We start from the raw sequence: 20374 nt of genomic DNA on the forward strand, positions 1-20374 counted from the left end.
CCAAGCCCGCCGCTGTTGGCATTAGAAGATGGTGAATGGTGCAATCACGATAAACTTCACGTCACGCTCATCCTGGAAGATGTTGCCGTAACCACCGCTCCAGCTCGGAATGTCTGAATGGTTGTCGTACTGGGTGAAGTGCAGTTTAAACATGGTGCCTTTCGCACGACCATCCTGCAGGGTGTAGACCGCATCCAGGCTGTAAGACGACTCTTCGATGGTACGATTTTTGTCGTAGTACGCATCCGGGTTAGTCTGCCAGGTCGATGGCTTAGCGTCCCAGGCGTAAACATAGGAGGCACCCACAGCCCAACCTGGCAGGTTCCAGTTCTTCAGGTCATACATTGCGCCAAAGAAGACCGCTTTTTCACCGTTGGCGTTGAAGTCAGAACGGTTATCCCACCACACGTCCAGGCGACCGTTTGAAGAAGCATAAGTTGGGGTCATACGCTGCAGGAAGTAGCCCTGCTGTCCGTCCGCTTTAACCCAGGTTCCTTCCAAACGCAGGTCAACCACTTCCGCCACTTTGTAGCCAAAAGTCAACGCCTGCAGCCAGGCGGTGCCGTCATAAATGTTGTTAACCGTACGGTCATCAACCTTGTCACGTGCGCCGTAGAACTGATAGCTGGTGGTAAACGGGTTGCCGCCTAAATCAAATTTGTAACTGGCTTTCGCGAAATATTGATCGACATAGCCTTCGGACTGACCAAATGCCGCTTCCAGTAACAGGTTATTTTTAAAGTCGTATTTCGCGCCAACCGAATGGAGGTAATCCACCTTGGTTTTTTTATCGGCCTGATAAAATTTATCGACTTCGGTGTGCCACGGTGCTTTATATTCGTTGGCCCACATGTAGGAGAAGCTCAATGCGCCCGCGTCACCATAGTCAAAATTGGCTCCGGCTTCAGCACCCTGATAGGTACCCGGCATAAAGCTCCAGTGCGGAGCCAGCAAAGTCTGCCCGGTGGGTTGAATATAACCGGCGCGTGCCCAGGTTGGGCCATACTTAAATTTCGCTGCCGCTTTATAAAGGCTAATCCCGCTCTTATCGCCGGAGTAATCTTCGTCATAACCTTTATTTTTTGAAGAGAATGCGATTTCGTTTGGATGACCACTTTCGCTACTTTCGTTCATTTCAATAGCGGTAAATGCTGCGATATCAATACCAAACATATCAGCCGCGTAACCGGACTGGAAATCAAGGTTAGCGTTCCAGGTGGAGTGAGAAAGGTTGGTTTTGTATTTATCATGATCGGTAACATCTTTACGGTCACGCTCACGCTGCCAGTAATAGATGCCGCCAGTTAAGGTAGAATCATCAATAAAACCTTCGGCGTGTACCTGGGGAGCGACAACGAAACCCGACATTGCTGTGATACCGGCGATAGCCAGCGCCAGCGTACTACGTTTGCCACTAAACGTACGCATATGTTAATCCTCTTTGACGTATAAAATGCTGTCACCAAAGGCAAACAGCGAAAAAACAAAAAGTAAAAAAAGTAGCGCTGAGAAAACCTCATTGACTACAATGAATAGACTATTTTTCGCGACGCGAATTATCAATCTCTTTTTGTAACCAGTATGTAAGAACATGAGCAACCGCACATATTTGATTGCTTTTTGTTACATTTTCATGCGTAGATAAAAAAGCGTTGAAAAATGAAAAAAATCACTTGCTTTCCATATGGATGAAAACGGTTACAGCCAAAATCATCACGGAATAAAACGTTTTGATACGCAATTAATTTATTCTAAATACCAGGCTGAATAATAATTAATTCGCTCTGCAAACAGAGCCTATGATGCGGGTTGTAGAGATAAAAAAAACGCCGCAGAGCGCGGCGTTTGACAGGATGTATATAGTGCGACTTATTCGCCCGCTTTAGCCCACGTATCACGCAGACCCACGGTACGGTTAAACACCAGCTTGTCCGCCGTTGCATAGCGGCTATCGAGGCAGAAGTACCCTTCACGTTCAAACTGGAAGGCTTTACCCGCTACAGCAGCCTGTAGCGACGGTTCACCGTAGCCCTGTTTAATCACCAGTGAATCTGGGTTAATGACAGACAGGAAGTCGTCCGCCGCACCTGGGTTCGCTACGCTGAACAGACGATCGTACAGGCGGATTTCAATCGGCAGCGCATGTGCCGCGCTGACCCAATGAATAACGCCTTTCACTTTACGCCCATCGGCAGGATCTTTGCTCAGGGTGTCAGCGTCGTAGGTACAGAAAATGGTAGTGATATTCCCTTCTGCATCTTTCTCTACGCGCTCGGCTTTAACAACATAAGCATTACGCAGACGGACTTCTTTGCCCATTACCAGACGCTTATACTGCTTGTTGGCTTCTTCACGGAAATCTGCGCGATCGATCCAAATTTCACCGCTGAACGGCACTTCACGGCTACCCATTTCCGGTTTATTCGGATGGTTAGGCATAGTGACCAGTTCGCTTTCACCCTGCGGATAGTTTTCGATAACCAGTTTCACCGGATCGATAACTGCCATCGCGCGCGGCGCATTTTCGTTCAGGTCTTCGCGAATACAAGATTCCAGAGAGGCGATCTCAATGGTGTTATCCTGTTTGGTCACGCCAATGCGTTTGCAGAACTCACGGATCGCGGCAGCGGTGTAACCGCGACGACGCAGGCCAGAGATGGTCGGCATACGCGGGTCGTCCCAGCCTTCAACGTGCTTGTCGGTCACCAGCAGGTTCAGCTTACGCTTGGACATCACGGTGTATTCCAGATTCAGGCGCGAGAATTCGTACTGGCGCGGATGAACCGGAATGGTGATGTTGTCCAGCACCCAGTCGTACAGACGACGGTTGTCCTGGAATTCCAGCGTACACAGTGAATGCGTGATGCCTTCCAGCGCATCGCTGATGCAGTGGGTGAAGTCGTACATCGGGTAGATGCACCACTTATTACCAGTCTGATGGTGTTCCGCGAACTTAATGCGATACAGCACCGGGTCGCGCATGACGATAAACGGCGAGGCCATATCGATCTTCGCACGCAGGCAGGCTTTACCTTCTTCAAAACCGCCAGTACGCATTTTTTCGAACAGCGTGAGGTTCTCTTCAACGCTACGATCGCGGTACGGGCTGTTTTTACCAGGCTGCGTCAGGGTGCCGCGATATTCACGGATTTCGTCAGCAGACAGTTCGTCAACGTACGCCAGACCTTTGTTGATAAGCTCTACCGCATAGGCATGCAGTTGATCGAAGTAATCCGACGAGTAGCGAATGTCGCCAGTCCAGTGGAAACCTAACCATTCAACGTCATTTTTGATCGATTCAACGTACTCGATGTCTTCTTTGACCGGGTTCGTATCATCAAAACGCAGGTTGCACTGGCCCTGGTAATCTTGCGCAATACCAAAGTTCAGACAAATGGATTTCGCGTGGCCAATGTGCAGATAGCCATTTGGCTCCGGCGGAAAACGGGTATGGATAGTGGTGTGCTTACCACTGGCCAGATCTTCATCGATGATCTGACGAATAAAGTTACTCGGGCGGGCTTCAGCCTCACTCATCGTGGATTCCTCAAAGCGTAAACAACGTATAACGGCGTATGATCTTATAAGCAGGGCTGACTGACAACCTTTAGTTACGCAAAATACGTATCAGACAGTCATTATGAGGGTATTTGCTGCAAAAAAAAGCGGCGGAGGAATGTCCCCCGCCGCTTAAGGCACTTACTCTACTCAGGAGCGATTACTTACCTTTAATCTCGTACAGTGGCGTTTGGCCAGCCACCACATGACCTTCGGCTTTAATGACCAGACCACCGAAGTCATCACTGTTGCTGCAAACAACCGGGCTAATCATTGAACGTGCATTGGCGTTCAGGTACTCCAGATCCATTTCCAGAATAGGTTGACCTGCCGTAACTTCCGCACCTTCTTCAACCAGACGTTTAAAGCCCTTGCCTTCCAGCGCTACAGTATCGATGCCCATGTGGACCACGATCTCCGCGCCTTTCACGGTTTCCAGACAGAACGCATGGTTGGTATTGAAGATTTTCACAATGGTGCCCGCTGCCGGAGAAACCACGATTTTATCCGTCGGTTTCACCGCGATGCCGTCACCGACCGCTTTGCTAGCGAAGGCTTCATCAGGCACCTGTTCCAGCGCAACCACATCACCGGTAATCGGAGAAACCAGCGTTTCAACGGTGACAGCATTCGCGACTGCCTGCGGTTTGGCTACCGGGGCTGCTGCTGGTGCACTTTCTGTAGATGCTGCAGAAACCGGACCACGCGCTACAACTTTCTTCATCTCGTCGCCGATGGATTCTGCTTTCGCACCCACGATGACCTGGATAGTTTGTTTGTTCAGTTTCACCACACCGGATGCGCCTAAACGTTTACACATCGCATCGTTGACGCGACCAGAGTCGACAACGGTCAGACGCAGACGAGTGATACAGGCGTCAATCGCTTTCAGGTTATCCGTACCGCCAACCGCAGCAATGTAGTTGGTGGCCAGTTGCGCTAAACCTTCTTCGGTATTGCTGTTGGCTTCGTCAGTAACAATTTCGTCTTCTTTATCTTCGCGGCCCGGCGTTTTCAGGTTAAACATGCGAATAACCGCGCTGAACAACACAAAGTAGATGACGAAGAACACCAGCCCCATCGCTACCAACATCCAGACGTTCTTACTTGCAGCCGGCAAGTTGTACATCAACACGTAGTCGATAGCACCTGCGGAGAAGGAGAAGCCCGCGTGGATCCCCAGCAGCGTTGCAACGAACAGGCTGATACCCGTTAACAGTGCGTGCAGGAGGTACAGCAATGGCGCCAGGAACATGAACAGGAATTCCAGCGGCTCGGTAACACCGGTCAGGAACGCAGTGATCGCCACAGACAGCAGCATACCGCCAACCATCGGACGACGTGCTTTCGGTGCTGCGAAGTACATCGCCAGCGCCGCACCCGGCAGACCAAACATCATGATCGGGAAGAAGCCTGACATGAACATACCCGCAGTGCCGTCACCCGCATAGAAGCGGTTAATGTCACCGTGGAAGACCGCGCCTGCCGCGTTGGTGAATTCACCAATCTGGAACCAGGCAATGGTGTTCAGAACCTGATGCAGACCAGTTGGGATCAGCAGACGGTTGATGAAACCAAAAATACCAGAACCCAGCGCGCCAGCGCCCACGATCCACTCACCACCTGCATGGATAGCGTTCTGCACCGGCGGCCACACGTAGCCGAAGATAGCAGCCAGCACCAGGCAGAAGAAACCGGTGGCGATTGGCACAAAGCGTTTACCGCCGAAGAAGCTCAGGAAGTCAGGCAGTTTGATGCCAGACCAGCGGTTATACACCGCACCGCCGACCAGACCGGTGATGATACCTGCCAGCACGCCCATATTGATGGCCGGGTTGATGGTAACCATTGCTTTGGTCAATATGAAATAACCGACCGCACCTGCCAACGCTGCAGCACCTGCGCTGTCTTTTGACCAGCTGGATGCCACACCGATGGCAAATATTAACGCGAGGTTATCAAAGATGGCCCCACCCGCTTGCGCGATGAAGGGTACGTTAAGCAAATCTGGTTGGCCAAATCGCAGCAACAGTGCCGCGACAGGCAGCACAGCGATGGGGAGCTGTAACGCCCTACCCAACCGCTGGAAAAAACCTAAAATATTCATTTTATTCCCCCTACGAGACCCCGATTCAGGCTCCTTTGAAGCCATATTTTTATTGTGCGACCAATTCAGACAGCAAGATATTCTGGAACAACGATATTAACCATTCATCTACATTCAGAGTGTGTGGAAAATTAATTCGTATCGCAAATTAAAAGCGTGTTTTTTGTGATTAAAGTCACCAAATATCGTTATCAACCCTCCCTTCTACTGGCTAACTACGAAAACTTATTTTATCATTCAAAAAATCGAAACGGATTGATCCTTACCGATGCAAAACCAGGTTACGCTTAATGCAGCACAGCGACTCAATCCGCCAATTGCTTACATTTACTACTGAGGTGAAGAATGAGACTGATCCCCCTGAATACCGCTGAACAAGTCGGCAAATGGGCTGCTCGCCATATCGTTAACCGTATCAATGCGTTCAAACCAACGGCAGATCGTCCGTTCGTTCTGGGCCTGCCTACTGGCGGAACCCCACTGACAGCCTATAAAGCATTAGTCGAAATGCACAAAGCGGGCCAGGTTAGCTTCAAACATGTTGTCACGTTTAATATGGACGAGTATGTTGGCCTGCCGAAGGAACATCCGGAAAGCTACCACAGCTTCATGCATCGCAATTTCTTTGATCATGTTGATATTCCAGCAAAAAACATCAACCTTCTCAATGGTAACGCGCCAGATATCGATGCAGAATGCCGTCAGTATGAAGAAAAAATCCGTTCTTACGGTAAAATCCACCTGTTTATGGGTGGCGTCGGTAACGACGGGCACATCGCATTTAATGAACCGGCATCTTCTTTAGCCTCTCGTACGCGTATCAAAACGCTGACTCACGACACTCGCGTTGCGAACTCTCGCTTCTTTGACGGTGACGTAAGCCAGGTGCCGAAATATGCGCTGACCGTTGGCGTGGGCACACTGCTGGATGCCGAAGAAGTAATGATTCTGGTGCTGGGCCACCAGAAAGCGCAGGCCCTGCAGGCTGCCGTTGAAGGTAACGTCAACCATATGTGGACCATCAGCTGCCTGCAACTGCATCCAAAAGCCGTTGTGGTTTGCGATGAACCTTCCACGATGGAACTGAAAGTGAAGACGCTGAAATACTTTAACGAGTTAGAAGCAGAAAATATTAAAGGTCTGTAATGATGTTTCCGCCCTGCCAAAAACGTTGCAGGGCGGCATTTTTTTGAAATCGGGGGGTCGGAATGTATGCTTTAACCCAGGGCCGGATCTTTACCGGTCACGAAATTCTTGATGACCATGCGATTGTTGTCGCTGATGGCCTGATAGCCAGCGTTTGCCCACTGGCTGAATTACCGCCGGAGATTGAACAACGCTCACTGAATGGGGCTATTCTTTCCCCCGGTTTTATTGATGTGCAGCTAAACGGCTGCGGCGGCGTACAGTTCAACGATACAGCAGAAGCTGTGAGCGTTGAAACGCTGGAAATCATGCAGAAAGCCAATGAGAAATCGGGCTGCACTAACTACCTGCCAACGCTTATCACCACCAGCGATGACCTGATGAAACAAGGCGTTCGCGTCATGCGCGAATACCTGGCGAAACACCCGAACCAAGCATTAGGGCTTCATCTTGAAGGCCCGTGGCTAAATCTGGTGAAAAAAGGTACGCATAATCCTGGATTTGTCCGTCAGCCTGACGCTGCGCTGGTCGATTTCCTGTGCGATAATGCTGATGTGATCACCAAAGTCACGCTGGCACCGGAAATGGTCCCTGTCGACGTGATCACCCGACTGGTCAATGCTGGTATTGTGGTTTCTGCTGGTCACTCTAACGCGACGGTAAAAGAAGCCAAAATTGGCTTCCGCGCGGGCATTACCTTTGCAACCCATCTGTTCAACGCCATGCCTTACATTACTGGCCGCGAACCGGGTCTGGCTGGCGCCATCCTTGATGAAGCCGATATTTATTGCGGTATCATCGCCGATGGTTTGCATGTCGACTACGTTAACATCCGTAACGCCAAACGCCTGAAAGGTGACAAGCTGTGCCTGGTGACCGATGCAACTGCGCCGGCAGGTGCAAATATTGAACAGTTCATTTTCGCTGGTAAAACAATATACTACCGCAATGGACTGTGTGTGGATGAGAACGGTACCCTGAGCGGCTCGTCATTAACCATGATTGAAGGCGTGCGTAATCTGGTTGAGCATTGCGGTATTGCACTGGACGAAGTGCTGCGCATGGCAACGCTCTACCCTGCTCGCGCAATCGGCGTCGAAAAGCAACTCGGCAGCATCGCCCCTGGCAAAATCGCTAACCTGACCGCGTTCACACACGACTTTAAAATTATCAAGACCATCGTTAATGGCAACGAGGTCGTTACAGAGTAAGAGAAAGTATGACACCAGGCGGACAAGCTCAAATAGGTAATGTTGATCTCGTAAAACAGCTTAACAGCGCGGCAGTTTATCGCCTGATTGACCAGCATGGTCCAATATCGCGAATTCAGATTGCCGAGCAGAGCCAGCTTGCTCCCGCTAGCGTAACGAAAATTACGCGCCAGCTTATTGAACGCGGGCTGATCAAAGAAGTGGATCAGCAGGCCTCCACCGGGGGCCGCCGCGCTATCTCTATCGTTACCGAAACCCGCAATTTTCACGCTATTGGCGTGCGTCTGGGCCGTCACGACACCACGTTAACACTCTACGATATGAGCAGCAGAGCCGTCGCTGAAGAGCACTACCCTCTGCCTGAGCGCACCCAAGAAACACTGGAGCATGCGCTGCTCAATACCATTGCCACCTTTATTGACAGCTGTCAGCGGAAAATCCGAGAGCTGATTGCCATATCCGTCATTCTACCAGGACTGGTTGACCCTGAAAGCGGCGTCATTCGCTATATGCCGCATATCCAGGTTGAAAACTGGGGTCTGGTCGACGCATTGGAAAAACGATTTCAGGTGACCTGCTTTGTCGGTCACGATATCCGTAGCCTGGCCCTCGCTGAGCACTATTTCGGGGCAAGTCAGGACTGCGAAGACTCCATTCTGGTGCGGGTGCACCGCGGGACCGGTGCCGGGATAATCTCCAATGGTCGCATTTTTATTGGCCGTAACGGCAACGTCGGTGAAATTGGTCACATTCAGGTAGAACCGCTGGGCGAACGCTGCCACTGCGGTAATTTTGGTTGTCTGGAAACCATAGCAGCCAACGCGTCCATCGAACATCGCGTCCAGAATTTACTCAAGCAGGGCTATCCGAGCCGACTCACGCTGGATGATTGCAATATCAAAACCATCTGTAAGGCCGCCAACAAAGGCGATAACCTGGCGTCAGAAGTCATTGAGCACGTAGGTCGCCATCTGGGTAAAACTATCGCTATTGCCATCAACCTGTTTAACCCGCAAAAAATCGTTATTGCCGGTGAGATTACTGAGGCAGATAAGGTCCTGCTTCCGGCAATAGAAAGCTGCATTAATGCCCAGGCATTGAAGGCGTTTCGCCACAATTTGCCCGTGGTTCGCTCCACGTTGGACCACCGTTCAGCCATTGGCGCATTTGCGCTGGTAAAACGCGCCATGCTCAACGGGACGTTATTGCAACATTTGCTGGAAAGCTAATACACGTCATCCTTCAAGCTGCCTCTGCTCACCCCAGTCACTTACTTCAGTAAGTTCCAGGGGATTCTCAGATTTGCCGCCTTGATGCAACTCGAATGATTTAGTGTATTTTGTGTATAGTAATGCCTTCTTTTTTTGATGTCGGATTGTCCATGGCCATTAAGAATGTAATTTGTGATATCGACGGCGTGCTAATGCACGACAATGTTGCCGTACCGGGTGCGGCAGAATTTTTGACCGGCGTGCTGGAAAAAGGATTGCCGTTAGTCCTGCTGACTAACTACCCTTCGCAAACCGGTCAAGATCTGGCGAACCGCTTTGCCACTGCTGGTGTGAATGTTCCCGACAGCGTTTTTTATACCTCCGCCATGGCTACCGCCGATTTCCTGCGTCGCCAGGAAGGGAAAAAAGCCTACGTCGTCGGTGAAGGCGCACTGATACACGAACTGTACAAAGCGGGATTTACCATTACCGACGTTAACCCCGATTTTGTGATTGTTGGTGAGACGCGATCCTACAACTGGGACATGATGCATAAAGCGGCGTACTTTGTTGCCAATGGCGCACGTTTCATCGCCACCAACCCGGATACGCACGGTCGCGGCTTTTATCCTGCCTGCGGTGCGCTTTGCGCCGGTATTGAGAAAATCTCGGGCCGTAAGCCCTTTTACGTTGGTAAACCCAGCCCGTGGATTATTCGTGCGGCGCTCAACAAAATGCAGGCGCACTCAGAAGAGACCGTTATTGTTGGCGATAACCTGCGTACCGATATACTGGCAGGCTTCCAGGCCGGCCTTGAAACCATTCTGGTATTGTCTGGCGTCTCAACGCTTGACGACATCGACAGCATGCCGTTCAGACCAAGCTGGATTTACCCGTCCGTTGCTGAGATAGATGTTATTTAAGCAACGCTGTGCCGGATAACCATAAGAACGCGTTAGCCGGCACGCAAAATTACCTTATCTAATAAAATCGCCATTTCACTGACAATTCATCAATAAATACGTTCATTACGTAATCTTTTTTCATCATTCAATAATCATCATTGAGTTTTTTCTTTTTCGCCCACCAAACACCTTGCGCCTCCTGCGGCTTTGCGGCATTTTCTTTATTAAGCAAATATAAAAAGCATCACGCAACAGGTTAACGGAGAAGGTTATGTGTTCTATTTTTGGCGTATTCGATATTAAAACAGACGCAGTTGAGCTGCGTAAAAAAGCCCTGGAACTGTCTCGTCTGATGCGCCATCGCGGTCCGGACTGGTCGGGTATTTACGCCAGTGATAACGCGATTCTGGCACATGAACGTCTGTCCATTGTCGACGTCAACGCCGGAGCTCAACCGCTGTACAACGTGAAAAAGACACATATTCTGGCGGTCAACGGCGAGATTTATAACCATCAGGCATTGCGCGCTGAATACGGCGATCGCTATCAGTTCCAGACCGGTTCCGACTGCGAAGTTATCCTCGCGCTGTACCAGGAAAAAGGTCCAGAATTCCTCGACTCCCTGCAAGGGATGTTTGCCTTCGCACTGTACGACAGCGAACAGGATGCGTATTTGATCGGCCGCGATCATATCGGGATCATCCCGCTGTACATGGGACATGACGAACACGGCAACTTGTACGTGGCATCTGAAATGAAAGCGCTGGTTCCGGTTTGCCGCACGATTAAAGAATTCCCGGCCGGTAGCTATCTGTGGAGCAAAGACGGGGAAATCCGACAGTACTATCAGCGCGACTGGTTCGAATACGATGCCGTAAAAGACAACGTGACGGATAAAAACGAACTGCGTCAGGCACTGGAAGACGCGGTTAAAAGTCACCTGATGTCAGACGTTCCTTACGGTGTACTGCTGTCTGGTGGCCTGGACTCCTCGGTGATTTCCGCCATCACAAAAAAATACGCGGCGCGCCGTGTTGAAGATCAAGAGCGCAGTGAAGCCTGGTGGCCGCAACTGCACTCCTTCGCTGTAGGCCTGAAAGGCGCACCAGATCTAAAAGCCGCTCAGGAAGTCGCTAACCACCTTGGCACCGTACACCATGAGATCCATTTCACTGTACAGGAAGGCCTGGATGCGATCCGCGATGTGATTTATCACATTGAAACCTATGATGTAACTACCATTCGCGCCTCAACACCGATGTACTTAATGTCACGTAAAATTAAAGCGATGGGCATTAAAATGGTGCTATCAGGCGAAGGTTCCGACGAAGTGTTTGGCGGCTACCTTTATTTCCACAAAGCACCTGATGCAAAAGAACTACACGAAGAAACGGTACGTAAACTGCAGGCGCTGCATATGTTCGACTGCGCCCGCGCTAACAAGGCCATGTCAGCCTGGGGTGTTGAAGCCCGCGTTCCTTTCCTTGATAAGAAATTCCTTGATGTGGCGATGCGCATCAACCCGCAGGATAAAATGTGCGGTAACGGGAAAATGGAAAAACACGTGCTGCGCGAATGTTTTGAATCCTACTTGCCGGCCAGCATTGCGTGGCGTCAGAAAGAACAGTTCTCTGATGGTGTCGGTTATAGCTGGATTGACACATTAAAAGAAGTAGCGGCAGAGCACGTTTCCGACCAACAACTGGAAACCGCCAGCTTCCGCTTCCCGTACAACACGCCGTCATCTAAAGAGGCGTATTTGTACCGTGAGATTTTCGAAGAACTGTTCCCGGTTGCCAGCGCCGCCGAATGTGTTCCGGGCGGCCCGTCCGTCGCCTGTTCTTCTGCCAAAGCCATTGAATGGGATGAAGCGTTCAAAACCATGAACGATCCCTCAGGCCGTGCGGTTGGGGTGCACCAATCGGCTTATAAGTAAGCCAATCATCCGCAAAGAGCCCTACGGGGCTCTTTTTTTATATCGATTTAACGCGCGGAAAAACAATTAATAACTAATAATTGCCGAATATTGCGCCATGCTGTTCGCAACCTAACCAAACAATCACATTCCAGCTATTTTCAATGAAAAAGGGGTTGACGCTTCAAGGCTCAATACGCATAATGCGCCCCGCAACGCCGATAAGGTAACGCGAAAAAAAGATGGCTACGTAGCTCAGTTGGTTAGAGCACATCACTCATAATGATGGGGTCACAGGTTCGAATCCCGTCGTAGCCACCATCTTTTTTGCGGGAGTGGCGAAATTGGTAGACGCACCAGATTTAGGTTCTGGCGCCGCAAGGTGTGCGAGTTCAAGTCTCGCCTCCCGCACCATTCACCCGTAAGCGTTGCACGGATGGGGTATCGCCAAGCGGTAAGGCACCGGTTTTTGATACCGGCATTCCCTGGTTCGAATCCAGGTACCCCAGCCATATTTCTTCGATATAGCGGTTCACCGCAACGGTCATTGGGGTATCGCCAAGCGGTAAGGCACCGGTTTTTGATACCGGCATTCCCTGGTTCGAATCCAGGTACCCCAGCCATCGAAGAATATGATAGTATTTGGCTACGTAGCTCAGTTGGTTAGAGCACATCACTCATAATGATGGGGTCACAGGTTCGAATCCCGTCGTAGCCACCATATTAAGGACGTATCGACTCGTTCGGTAAATCCAAAAAATTGTTGGGGTATCGCCAAGCGGTAAGGCTCTGGTTTCTGATACCAGCATTCCGAGGTTCGAATCCTCGTACCCCAGCCAATTTCAAAAAGTCATTCACTCTGTGGGTGCACCCGTTGGGGTATCGCCAAGCGGTAAGGCTCTGGTTTCTGATACCAGCATTCCGAGGTTCGAATCCTCGTACCCCAGCCATTTTAGAAAAGCTCGCTTCGGCGAGCTTTTTACTTTTCTGAATTTATTGCCTGATGGCGCCACACTTATCAGGCCTACGAAGCTCTCTGTAGGCCTGTCTGAATTACAACCCTAGCGCATACTTGAGCGCCTGACGTTTCAGCACGCCAGCACGCTCGGCCGCCATCAACCCAATATTACGCATAATACGCAGCGGCTGCAGGTTGTTGCTGAATCCGGCGTAGAACAAATCCATCCCACTTTGCATGATGAAGTTATCGGTCATACGACGCGTTTGATAGCGCTTCAGTACCCGTTGGCTGGCCCACGCCTCACCATAGCTGCGGGCGCTCACCAGAACATCAATCAGCGCATCAACATCACGGTATCCCAGATTCACCCCCTGCCCGGCCAGCGGATGAATAGTGTGCGCGGCGTCGCCCACCAGCGCCAACCCTGGCTGCACGTACTGCAACGCGTGGCGGCGAGTAAGAGGGAAAGCGCCAGCAGCAACAGGCGTGACGTGACCCAGGCGTGAAGGGAAATATTTTGCGATCTCCGCCTGGAGTTGAGCCATATCGAGACTTTGCAACTGGCGGATACGAGCCGGAGAGTCATACCACACCAGCGAAGCCCAGTTATCGAACAGTGGTAAAAACGCACGCGGCCCGTCAGGGGTAAACTGCTGCCAAGTGCTGTCCCCCGGCGAATTCTCGCATTGTACGGTAATCAGCATACAGGATTGCGCGTACTGCCAGGCATGGATGCCAATGCCGGCCATTTGACGAACCTGAGAATTCGCGCCATCGGCACCAATCACCAATTTTGCGGTTATCTTCTCACCACCCGCTAATTCGAGTTCGTGCCGGTCATTATGTTGATGCAGGGAAATCAGTGATGCCGGCACGCGCAGGGCCACTTTAGGATGAGCTTCCAGCGCCTGCCACAACGCCTGCTGCAGGACGTTGTTTTCTACCATATAGCCCAGCAATGGCAGCTTTAGCTCAGCGGCATCAAACACCACGTGGGCATTTTCCCACTCCCAGGTCTCCAGACGACGATACGGATGAGTGCGCATGCCCTGCACCGCATCCCAGACGCCCAGCCCTTTCAGCAACGATGCAGAGGCAGAGCTAATGGCCGAAATACGGATATCAGGCTGGCTGTCAGCCACAAACGGCGCAGGTGCGGCATGCTCAATCACCGTCACCGCAAATCCATGTTGCGCCAGCCCAAGCGCCAGCGCGCCGCCGACCATCCCCCCGCCGACAATGGCAACTTCCGTTGGTTGATTTGTCATGGTCAATCATCCTGTTACATGTATTGTGTAAGTTTACAGGATTTTTACCCCTTGAGGCTGACATCCGTCATACTGGTCACAACCGCGCCAACGCAGTACACTATGCGCCCTGCATTTCAGCCACAATTTCGCAAGAGCAAGTCGATGACAAAAAAACTCCATATTAAAACCTGGGGCTGTCAGATGAACGAATACGATTCATCGAAGATGGCCGATCTGCTGGATGCCACTCACGGGTATCAACTGACCGACGTGGCGGAAGAAGCGGATGTGCTGCTGCTGAATACCTGCTCAATCCGCGAGAAGGCTCAGGAAAAAGTTTTCCATCAGTTAGGTCGCTGGAAACTCTTAAAAGAGAAAAACCCGGATCTGATTATCGGCGTTGGTGGCTGTGTCGCCTCTCAGGAAGGCGATCACATTCGTCAACGCGCGCACTACGTCGATATTATTTTTGGGCCACAAACCCTGCACCGTCTGCCAGAGATGATCAACAAGGTTCGCGGAAGCGTTAAACGTAGCCCGGTGGTTGATATCAGTTTTCCGGAAATCGAAAAATTCGACCGTCTGCCGGAGCCGCGTGCTGAAGGTCCAAGCGCGTTTGTATCCATCATGGAAGGCTGTAACAAATACTGCACTTACTGCGTAGTGCCCTACACCCGTGGTGAAGAAGTCAGCCGTCCGGCTGATGACATCCTGTTTGAAATCGCCCAACTTGCGGCGCAGGGTGTACGTGAAGTCAACCTGTTGGGACAAAACGTTAACGCCTGGCGCGGTGAAAACTACGACGGTACAACCGGCTCATTCGCGGATTTACTGCGTCTGGTGGCGGCGATCGACGGCATCGACCGTATCCGCTTCACCACCAGTCATCCGATTGAGTTCACCGATGATATCGTTGAAGTTTACCGCGATACGCCGGAGCTGGTGAGCTTCCTGCACCTGCCGGTACAGAGTGGCTCAGACCGTGTACTGAACCTGATGGGGCGTACCCATACCGCACTGGAATACAAAGCGATCATCCGTAAACTGTGCGCCGCGCGCCCGGATATTCAGATTAGCTCCGACTTTATTGTGGGGTTCCCTGGCGAAACCACGCAAGATTTCGAACAGACCATGAAGCTGATTGCTGACGTCAACTTCGACATGAGCTACAGCTTTATCTTCTCAGCACGTCCTGGTACGCCTGCTGCCGATATGGTTGACGACGTCCCGGAAGAAGAGAAGAAACAACGTCTGTATATCCTGCAGGATCGCATCAACCAGCAGGCGATGGCCTGGAGCCGTCGTATGCTCGGTACCACCCAACGCATTCTGGTCGAAGGTACGTCACGTAAAAGCGTGATGGAACTGTCTGGTCGTACCGAAAATAACCGCGTGGTTAACTTTGAAGGCACCCCGGATATGGTCGGTAAGTTTGTGGATGTTGAAATTACTGACGTCTGGACCAACTCCCTGCGCGGCAAAGTGGTGCGTACCGAAGACGAAATGGGCCTGCGCATCGCAGAATCCCCGGAGTCGGTCATTGCGCGTACTCGCAAAGAAAACGATCTCGGCGTCGGTATTTATCAGCCGTAATCACTAGCGCCCCTCCTCTAGCACCTAAATAATTCGAGTTGCAGGAAGGCGACAAACGAGCAAATCCCCAGGAGCATAGATAACTATGTGACTGGGGTGCGCGAGTGCAGGCAACGCCTCTGCGGCTTGAAGTATGACGGGGCGGGCCTTGTATTATCTTCCACCGTCCCCATCTTCATAGCAATGCTTGCGCCTTTCCCCTGTGGCGTGAATAATTTCCTTAGATGCCGGTAAATGTTCAACGTCCGGCGATATTCAGCATAAGAGGAACAGTTTGAACATAGACACTCGCGAAATTACCCTTGAACCCGCAGATAATGCCCGCCTGTTGAGCCTTTGCGGTCCTTTTGATGACAACATCAAACAGCTGGAGCGTCGTCTCGGCATCGAAATTAACCGCCGTGATAATCACTTTAAGCTAACTGGTCGCCCAATTTGCGTTACCGCTGCGGCAGATATTTTACGCAGCCTGTACGTCGATACCGCACCGATGCGCGGTCAGACCCAGGACATTGAGCCCGAACAAATTCACCTGGCGATTAAAGAAGCCCGCGTTCTTGAGCAGAGCGCTGACAGCGTGCCTGAATTTGGCAAAGCGGTGAACATCAAAACCAAACGCGGCGTGATTAAACCGCGTACGCCGAATCAGGCGCAGTACATCGCCAATATTCTCGATCATGACATCACCTTCGGCGTGGGTCCTGCAGGTACAGGTAAAACGTACCTGGCGGTAGCCGCCGCAGTCGATGCGCTTGAGCGACAGGAAATTCGCCGTATTCTGCTGACGCGTCCAGCGGTTGAAGCCGGTGAAAAACTGGGTTTCCTACCAGGCGATCTCAGCCAAAAAGTCGATCCCTATTTGCGCCCGCTGTATGACGCGCTGTTCGAAATGCTCGGCTTTGAGAAGGTCGAGAAGCTGATTGAGCGTAACGTCATTGAAGTCGCCCCGCTGGCTTATATGCGCGGTCGTACGCTGAACGATGCTTTCATCATCCTCGATGAAAGCCAGAACACCACCATCGAACAGATGAAAATGTTCCTGACACGTATCGGCTTCAATTCCAAAGCGGTTATCACCGGTGACATTACCCAGATTGACCTGCCGCGCAGCACCAAATCAGGTCTGCGTCATGCCATCGAAGTGTTGGCTGAAGTCGATGAGATTAGCTTTAATTTCTTCCATAGCGAAGACGTGGTGCGCCATCCGGTGGTTGCCCGTATCGTGACGGCGTATGAAGCCTGGGAAGAAGCAGAACAAAAACGTAAAGCCGAACAGGCAGCGGAACGCAAGCGTGAAGCTCAGGAGCAGGAACAAAAATGAGTCAGGTTATTCTCGATTTACAACTGGCATGTGAAGATAACGCCGGTTTACCGGATGAGAGCCAGTTTCAGGCATGGCTGGATGCGGTAATCCCGCAGTTTCAGGAAGAGTCAGAAGTGACCATTCGTCTGGTCGATGACGCTGAAAGCCACGAACTGAACCTGACGTATCGCGGGAAAGACAAATCAACCAACGTACTGTCCTTCCCGTTTGAGGCCCCTCCGGGCATCGAACTGCCGCTACTGGGCGACCTTATCATCTGTCGTCAGGTCGTTGAAAAGGAAGCCCAGGAACAAGGAAAACCACTTGAGGCCCACTGGGCGCACATGGTGGTACACGGTAGCCTGCATCTATTAGGCTACGACCATATCGAAGACGACGAAGCGGAAGAAATGGAATCCCTTGAAACAGAGATTATGCTTGCTCTGGGCTATGAGGATCCGTACATTGCCGAGAAGGAATAACCTGCTGCCGGTAAAGCCGGTAACAGGTCACGACGCCAGGCACTGAGTTTACGTGCCTTGAGCCACCTATTAACTAACATGAGAACCCATACGACGCCATGAGCGACGACAATTCACACAGTAGTGACACCTTACACAGCAAAAAGGGATTCTTTTCCCTGTTACTGAGCCAACTTTTCCACGGTGAACCGAAAAACCGCGACGAACTGTTGGAGCTGATCCGTGATTCCGGACAAAACGACCTTATCGATGAAGATACGCGCGATATGCTCGAAGGGGTGATGGACATTGCGGACCAGCGCGTTCGTGACATCATGATCCCCCGTTCCCAGATGATCACTTTGAAACGCAACCAGACCCTGGATGAATGTCTTGATGTCATCATCGAGTCTGCCCACTCGCGTTTCCCGGTGATCAGCGAAGACAAAGATCACATAGAAGGGATTCTGATGGCCAAAGATCTGCTGCCGTTTATGCGCAGCGATGCCGAAGCCTTCAGCATGGAGAAAGTGTTACGCCAGGCGGTTGTCGTACCTGAGAGCAAGCGTGTTGACCGCATGCTGAAAGAGTTCCGCTCTCAGCGGTACCATATGGCTATCGTCATTGACGAGTTCGGCGGCGTCTCGGGTCTGGTGACCATTGAAGACATTCTCGAACTGATCGTCGGTGAAATCGAAGATGAATACGACGAAGAAGACGATATCGATTTCCGTCAACTCAGTCGCCACACCTGGACCATTCGTGCGCTGGCGCCGATTGAAGACTTCAACGAAGCCTTCGGCACCCACTTTAGCGACGAAGAAGTTGATACTATTGGCGGTCTGGTGATGCAGGCCTTTGGTCATCTGCCCGCGCGTGGGGAGAGCATCGACATTGATGGTTACCAGTTCAAAGTGGCAATGGCCGACAGCCGTCGTATTATTCAGGTTCATGTCAGAATTCCGGACGACTCACCCCAGCCAAAACTGGACGAATAAACCCGAAACTGGATCAAAGACTACATGGCATTTGCCCCATTGATTGAACGCCAGCGCATTCGCCTGCTGCTGGCGTTATTATTCGGTGCCTGCGGGACGCTGGCTTTTTCTCCGTATGACATCTGGCCTGCGGCGATTATTTCGCTGATGGGCCTGCAGGCCCTCACCTTCAACCGCCGCCCGCTCCAGTCTGCCGCTATCGGCTACGCCTGGGGACTGGGGCTTTTTGGCTCTGGTATCAACTGGGTCTATGTCAGCATTGCACAGTTTGGCGGTATGCCTGGCCCGGTTAACGTGTTCCTTGTGGTACTGCTTGCCGCATACCTCTCGCTCTACACGGGTCTGTTTGCCGGCATTCTGTCACGCCTGTGGCCCAAAACAACCTGGCTACGCGTCGCCATTGCTGCACCCGTTGTCTGGCAGATAACCGAATTCCTGCGCGGCTGGGTGCTGACCGGTTTCCCGTGGTTACAGTTTGGTTACAGCCAAATTGACGGACCACTAAAAGGCCTGGCGCCAGTCATGGGCGTTGAGGCGATTAACTTCCTGCTGATGATGGTCAGCGGACTACTGGCGTTAGCGTTAGTCACACGCAACTGGCGTCCCTTGGTCGCTGCCGTAGTGCTTTTCGCACTGCCCTTCCCGCTGCGCTATATCCAGTGGTATACGCTTGAACCAGAAAAAACTATCCAGGTTTCTATGGTGCAAGGTGACATCCCGCAGTCGCTGAAGTGGGATGAAAATCAGCTCATCAACACACTGAAGATTTACCTTGGTGCCACGCAACCCGAGATGGGGAAATCACAGTTGATCATCTGGCCGGAATCCGCAATTCCGGATCTGGAGATCAATCAACAGCGTTTCCTCGGCATGATGGATGACCTGCTAAAATCCAAAAATAGCACGTTGATCACCGGTATTGTTGACGCACGCCTTAACAAGCAAAACCGCTACGATACCTACAACACTATCATCACATTGGGTAAAGACAGTCCGTACAGCTACGATTCCACGAATCGCTACAACAAAAATCACCTTGTCCCATTTGGTGAGTTTGTACCGCTGGAATCGATTCTACGCCCGCTGGCGCCGTTCTTTGACCTGCCAATGTCTTCCTTCAGCCGTGGGCCGTATGTGCAGCCACAGTTGCAGGCGCACGGCTTCAAGCTGACGGCGGCAATCTGCTACGAAATTATTCTTGGCGAACAGGTTCGGGATAACTTCCGCCCGGATACGGACTATTTGTTGACCATCTCCAACGATGCCTGGTTTGGCAAATCCATTGGTCCGTGGCAGCACTTCCAGATGGCGCGCATGCGGTCGCTGGAGCTGGCGCGTCCGCTGCTGCGTAGCACGAACAATGGCATCACGGCGGTGATTGGCCCACAGGGTGACGTTCAGGACATGATCCCACAGTTTACCCGTCAGGTACTGACCACCAGCGTCACCCCGACAACGGGTCTCACGCCGTATGCGCGTACCGGGAACTGGCCGCTCTGGCTGCTTAGCGCACTCTTTGGCTTTGGCGCGATCGTAATGAGCCTGCGTCAGCGCCGTAAATAACCTTCCTTCCCAGGCCGGATAACGATTCGCTTATCCGGCCAACATAACACATCCCGCTTTCCATTCTGGCATGCCTATTGCTTTGTTATACAAGGCAAACGCTGTTTTGGTTGAATGTGCAACCTGGTCGCACCAAAGTTGAGCACAGGTAGCACCTGACAAGTGCAACAAGATATTTTTGCCCCCAAATGG

The 20374-nt window shown here is 51.6% G+C and carries 14 protein-coding genes and 7 tRNA genes; 17 read left to right on the forward strand and 4 right to left on the reverse strand.

Going from position 1 to position 20374, the window contains the following annotated elements:
* Positions 1-21: 21 nt before the first annotated feature.
* From chiP to nagE, 3 genes are all read right to left on the reverse strand, one after another.
* Positions 22-1428, reverse strand: coding sequence for a chitoporin ChiP (gene chiP / locus E4Z61_RS10225; RefSeq protein ID WP_135322669.1), 1407 nt, complete (start codon positions 1426-1428; stop codon positions 22-24).
* 441 nt (positions 1429-1869) lie between these two features.
* Positions 1870-3537, reverse strand: coding sequence for a glutamine--tRNA ligase (gene glnS / locus E4Z61_RS10230; RefSeq protein WP_135322670.1), 1668 nt, complete (start codon positions 3535-3537; stop codon positions 1870-1872).
* 181 nt (positions 3538-3718) lie between these two features.
* The gene (gene nagE, locus E4Z61_RS10235; RefSeq protein WP_135322671.1) at positions 3719-5665 is read right to left on the reverse strand and encodes a PTS N-acetyl glucosamine transporter subunit IIABC; all 1947 of its coding nucleotides are present in this window, start codon (positions 5663-5665) and stop codon (positions 3719-3721) included.
* 345 nt (positions 5666-6010) lie between these two features.
* Between nagE and nagB the strand changes: the two genes are divergently transcribed.
* From nagB to E4Z61_RS10295, 12 genes are all read left to right on the forward strand, one after another.
* Positions 6011-6811 (forward strand): glucosamine-6-phosphate deaminase, encoded by an 801-nt coding sequence (nagB, locus tag E4Z61_RS10240; RefSeq protein WP_135322672.1) that lies wholly within the window; start codon positions 6011-6013, stop codon positions 6809-6811.
* Between the two features lie 62 nt (positions 6812-6873).
* The gene (gene nagA / locus E4Z61_RS10245; RefSeq protein ID WP_135322673.1) at positions 6874-8022 is read left to right on the forward strand and encodes an N-acetylglucosamine-6-phosphate deacetylase; all 1149 of its coding nucleotides are present in this window, start codon (positions 6874-6876) and stop codon (positions 8020-8022) included.
* 8 nt (positions 8023-8030) lie between these two features.
* Positions 8031-9251: a DNA-binding transcriptional regulator NagC gene (nagC, locus tag E4Z61_RS10250; protein ID WP_135322674.1), complete on the forward strand. Its 1221-nt coding sequence runs from the start codon at positions 8031-8033 to the stop codon at positions 9249-9251.
* 152 nt (positions 9252-9403) lie between these two features.
* A complete protein-coding gene (nagD, locus tag E4Z61_RS10255) occupies positions 9404-10156 on the forward strand; it encodes a ribonucleotide monophosphatase NagD (protein ID WP_135322675.1) in 753 nt (250 codons plus the stop codon).
* Between the two features lie 253 nt (positions 10157-10409).
* Positions 10410-12074, forward strand: a complete 1665-nt coding sequence (gene asnB / locus E4Z61_RS10260; protein ID WP_135322676.1) for an asparagine synthase B — start codon at positions 10410-10412, stop codon at positions 12072-12074.
* Positions 12075-12297: 223 nt separating this feature from the next.
* Positions 12298-12374 (forward strand) — tRNA-Met (locus E4Z61_RS10265).
* Between the two features lie 8 nt (positions 12375-12382).
* Positions 12383-12467: transfer RNA gene (locus tag E4Z61_RS10270), tRNA-Leu, on the forward strand.
* 23 nt (positions 12468-12490) lie between these two features.
* A tRNA-Gln gene (locus E4Z61_RS10275) sits at positions 12491-12565 on the forward strand.
* 36 nt (positions 12566-12601) lie between these two features.
* A tRNA-Gln gene (locus tag E4Z61_RS10280) sits at positions 12602-12676 on the forward strand.
* Between the two features lie 21 nt (positions 12677-12697).
* Positions 12698-12774: transfer RNA gene (locus E4Z61_RS10285), tRNA-Met, on the forward strand.
* A 43-nt stretch (positions 12775-12817) separates the two neighbouring features.
* Positions 12818-12892 (forward strand) — tRNA-Gln (locus tag E4Z61_RS10290).
* Between the two features lie 36 nt (positions 12893-12928).
* Positions 12929-13003 (forward strand) — tRNA-Gln (locus E4Z61_RS10295).
* Positions 13004-13106: 103 nt separating this feature from the next.
* On the opposite strand, the gene ubiF is transcribed toward E4Z61_RS10295, so the two are convergent.
* Positions 13107-14282: a 3-demethoxyubiquinol 3-hydroxylase gene (ubiF, locus tag E4Z61_RS10300; protein ID WP_135322677.1), complete on the reverse strand. Its 1176-nt coding sequence runs from the start codon at positions 14280-14282 to the stop codon at positions 13107-13109.
* A 144-nt stretch (positions 14283-14426) separates the two neighbouring features.
* Between ubiF and miaB the strand changes: the two genes are divergently transcribed.
* The 5 genes from miaB (at position 14427) to lnt (ending at position 20182) form a co-directional block, all read left to right on the forward strand.
* On the forward strand, positions 14427-15857 hold the full coding sequence (gene miaB / locus E4Z61_RS10305) for a tRNA (N6-isopentenyl adenosine(37)-C2)-methylthiotransferase MiaB (RefSeq protein WP_135322678.1): 1431 nt from the start codon (positions 14427-14429) through the stop codon (positions 15855-15857).
* 274 nt (positions 15858-16131) lie between these two features.
* A complete protein-coding gene (locus E4Z61_RS10310) occupies positions 16132-17178 on the forward strand; it encodes a PhoH family protein (protein ID WP_003022776.1) in 1047 nt (348 codons plus the stop codon).
* Complete coding sequence (gene ybeY / locus E4Z61_RS10315; RefSeq protein ID WP_135322680.1) at positions 17175-17642, forward strand: rRNA maturation RNase YbeY; 468 nt, start codon at positions 17175-17177, stop codon at positions 17640-17642. Before E4Z61_RS10310 ends, ybeY begins: the two co-directional genes overlap by 4 nt.
* Before the next feature lie 98 nt (positions 17643-17740).
* Positions 17741-18619 carry a CNNM family magnesium/cobalt transport protein CorC gene (gene corC / locus E4Z61_RS10320; protein WP_135322681.1) on the forward strand — a complete coding sequence of 293 codons (879 nt, stop codon included), beginning with the start codon at positions 17741-17743 and terminating at the stop codon, positions 18617-18619.
* Positions 18620-18643: 24 nt separating this feature from the next.
* Positions 18644-20182 carry an apolipoprotein N-acyltransferase gene (gene lnt, locus E4Z61_RS10325; RefSeq protein WP_135322682.1) on the forward strand — a complete coding sequence of 513 codons (1539 nt, stop codon included), beginning with the start codon at positions 18644-18646 and terminating at the stop codon, positions 20180-20182.
* Positions 20183-20374 lie beyond the last annotated feature (192 nt).

Source organism: Citrobacter tructae (assembly GCF_004684345.1).
GTDB lineage: Bacteria > Pseudomonadota > Gammaproteobacteria > Enterobacterales > Enterobacteriaceae > Citrobacter > Citrobacter tructae.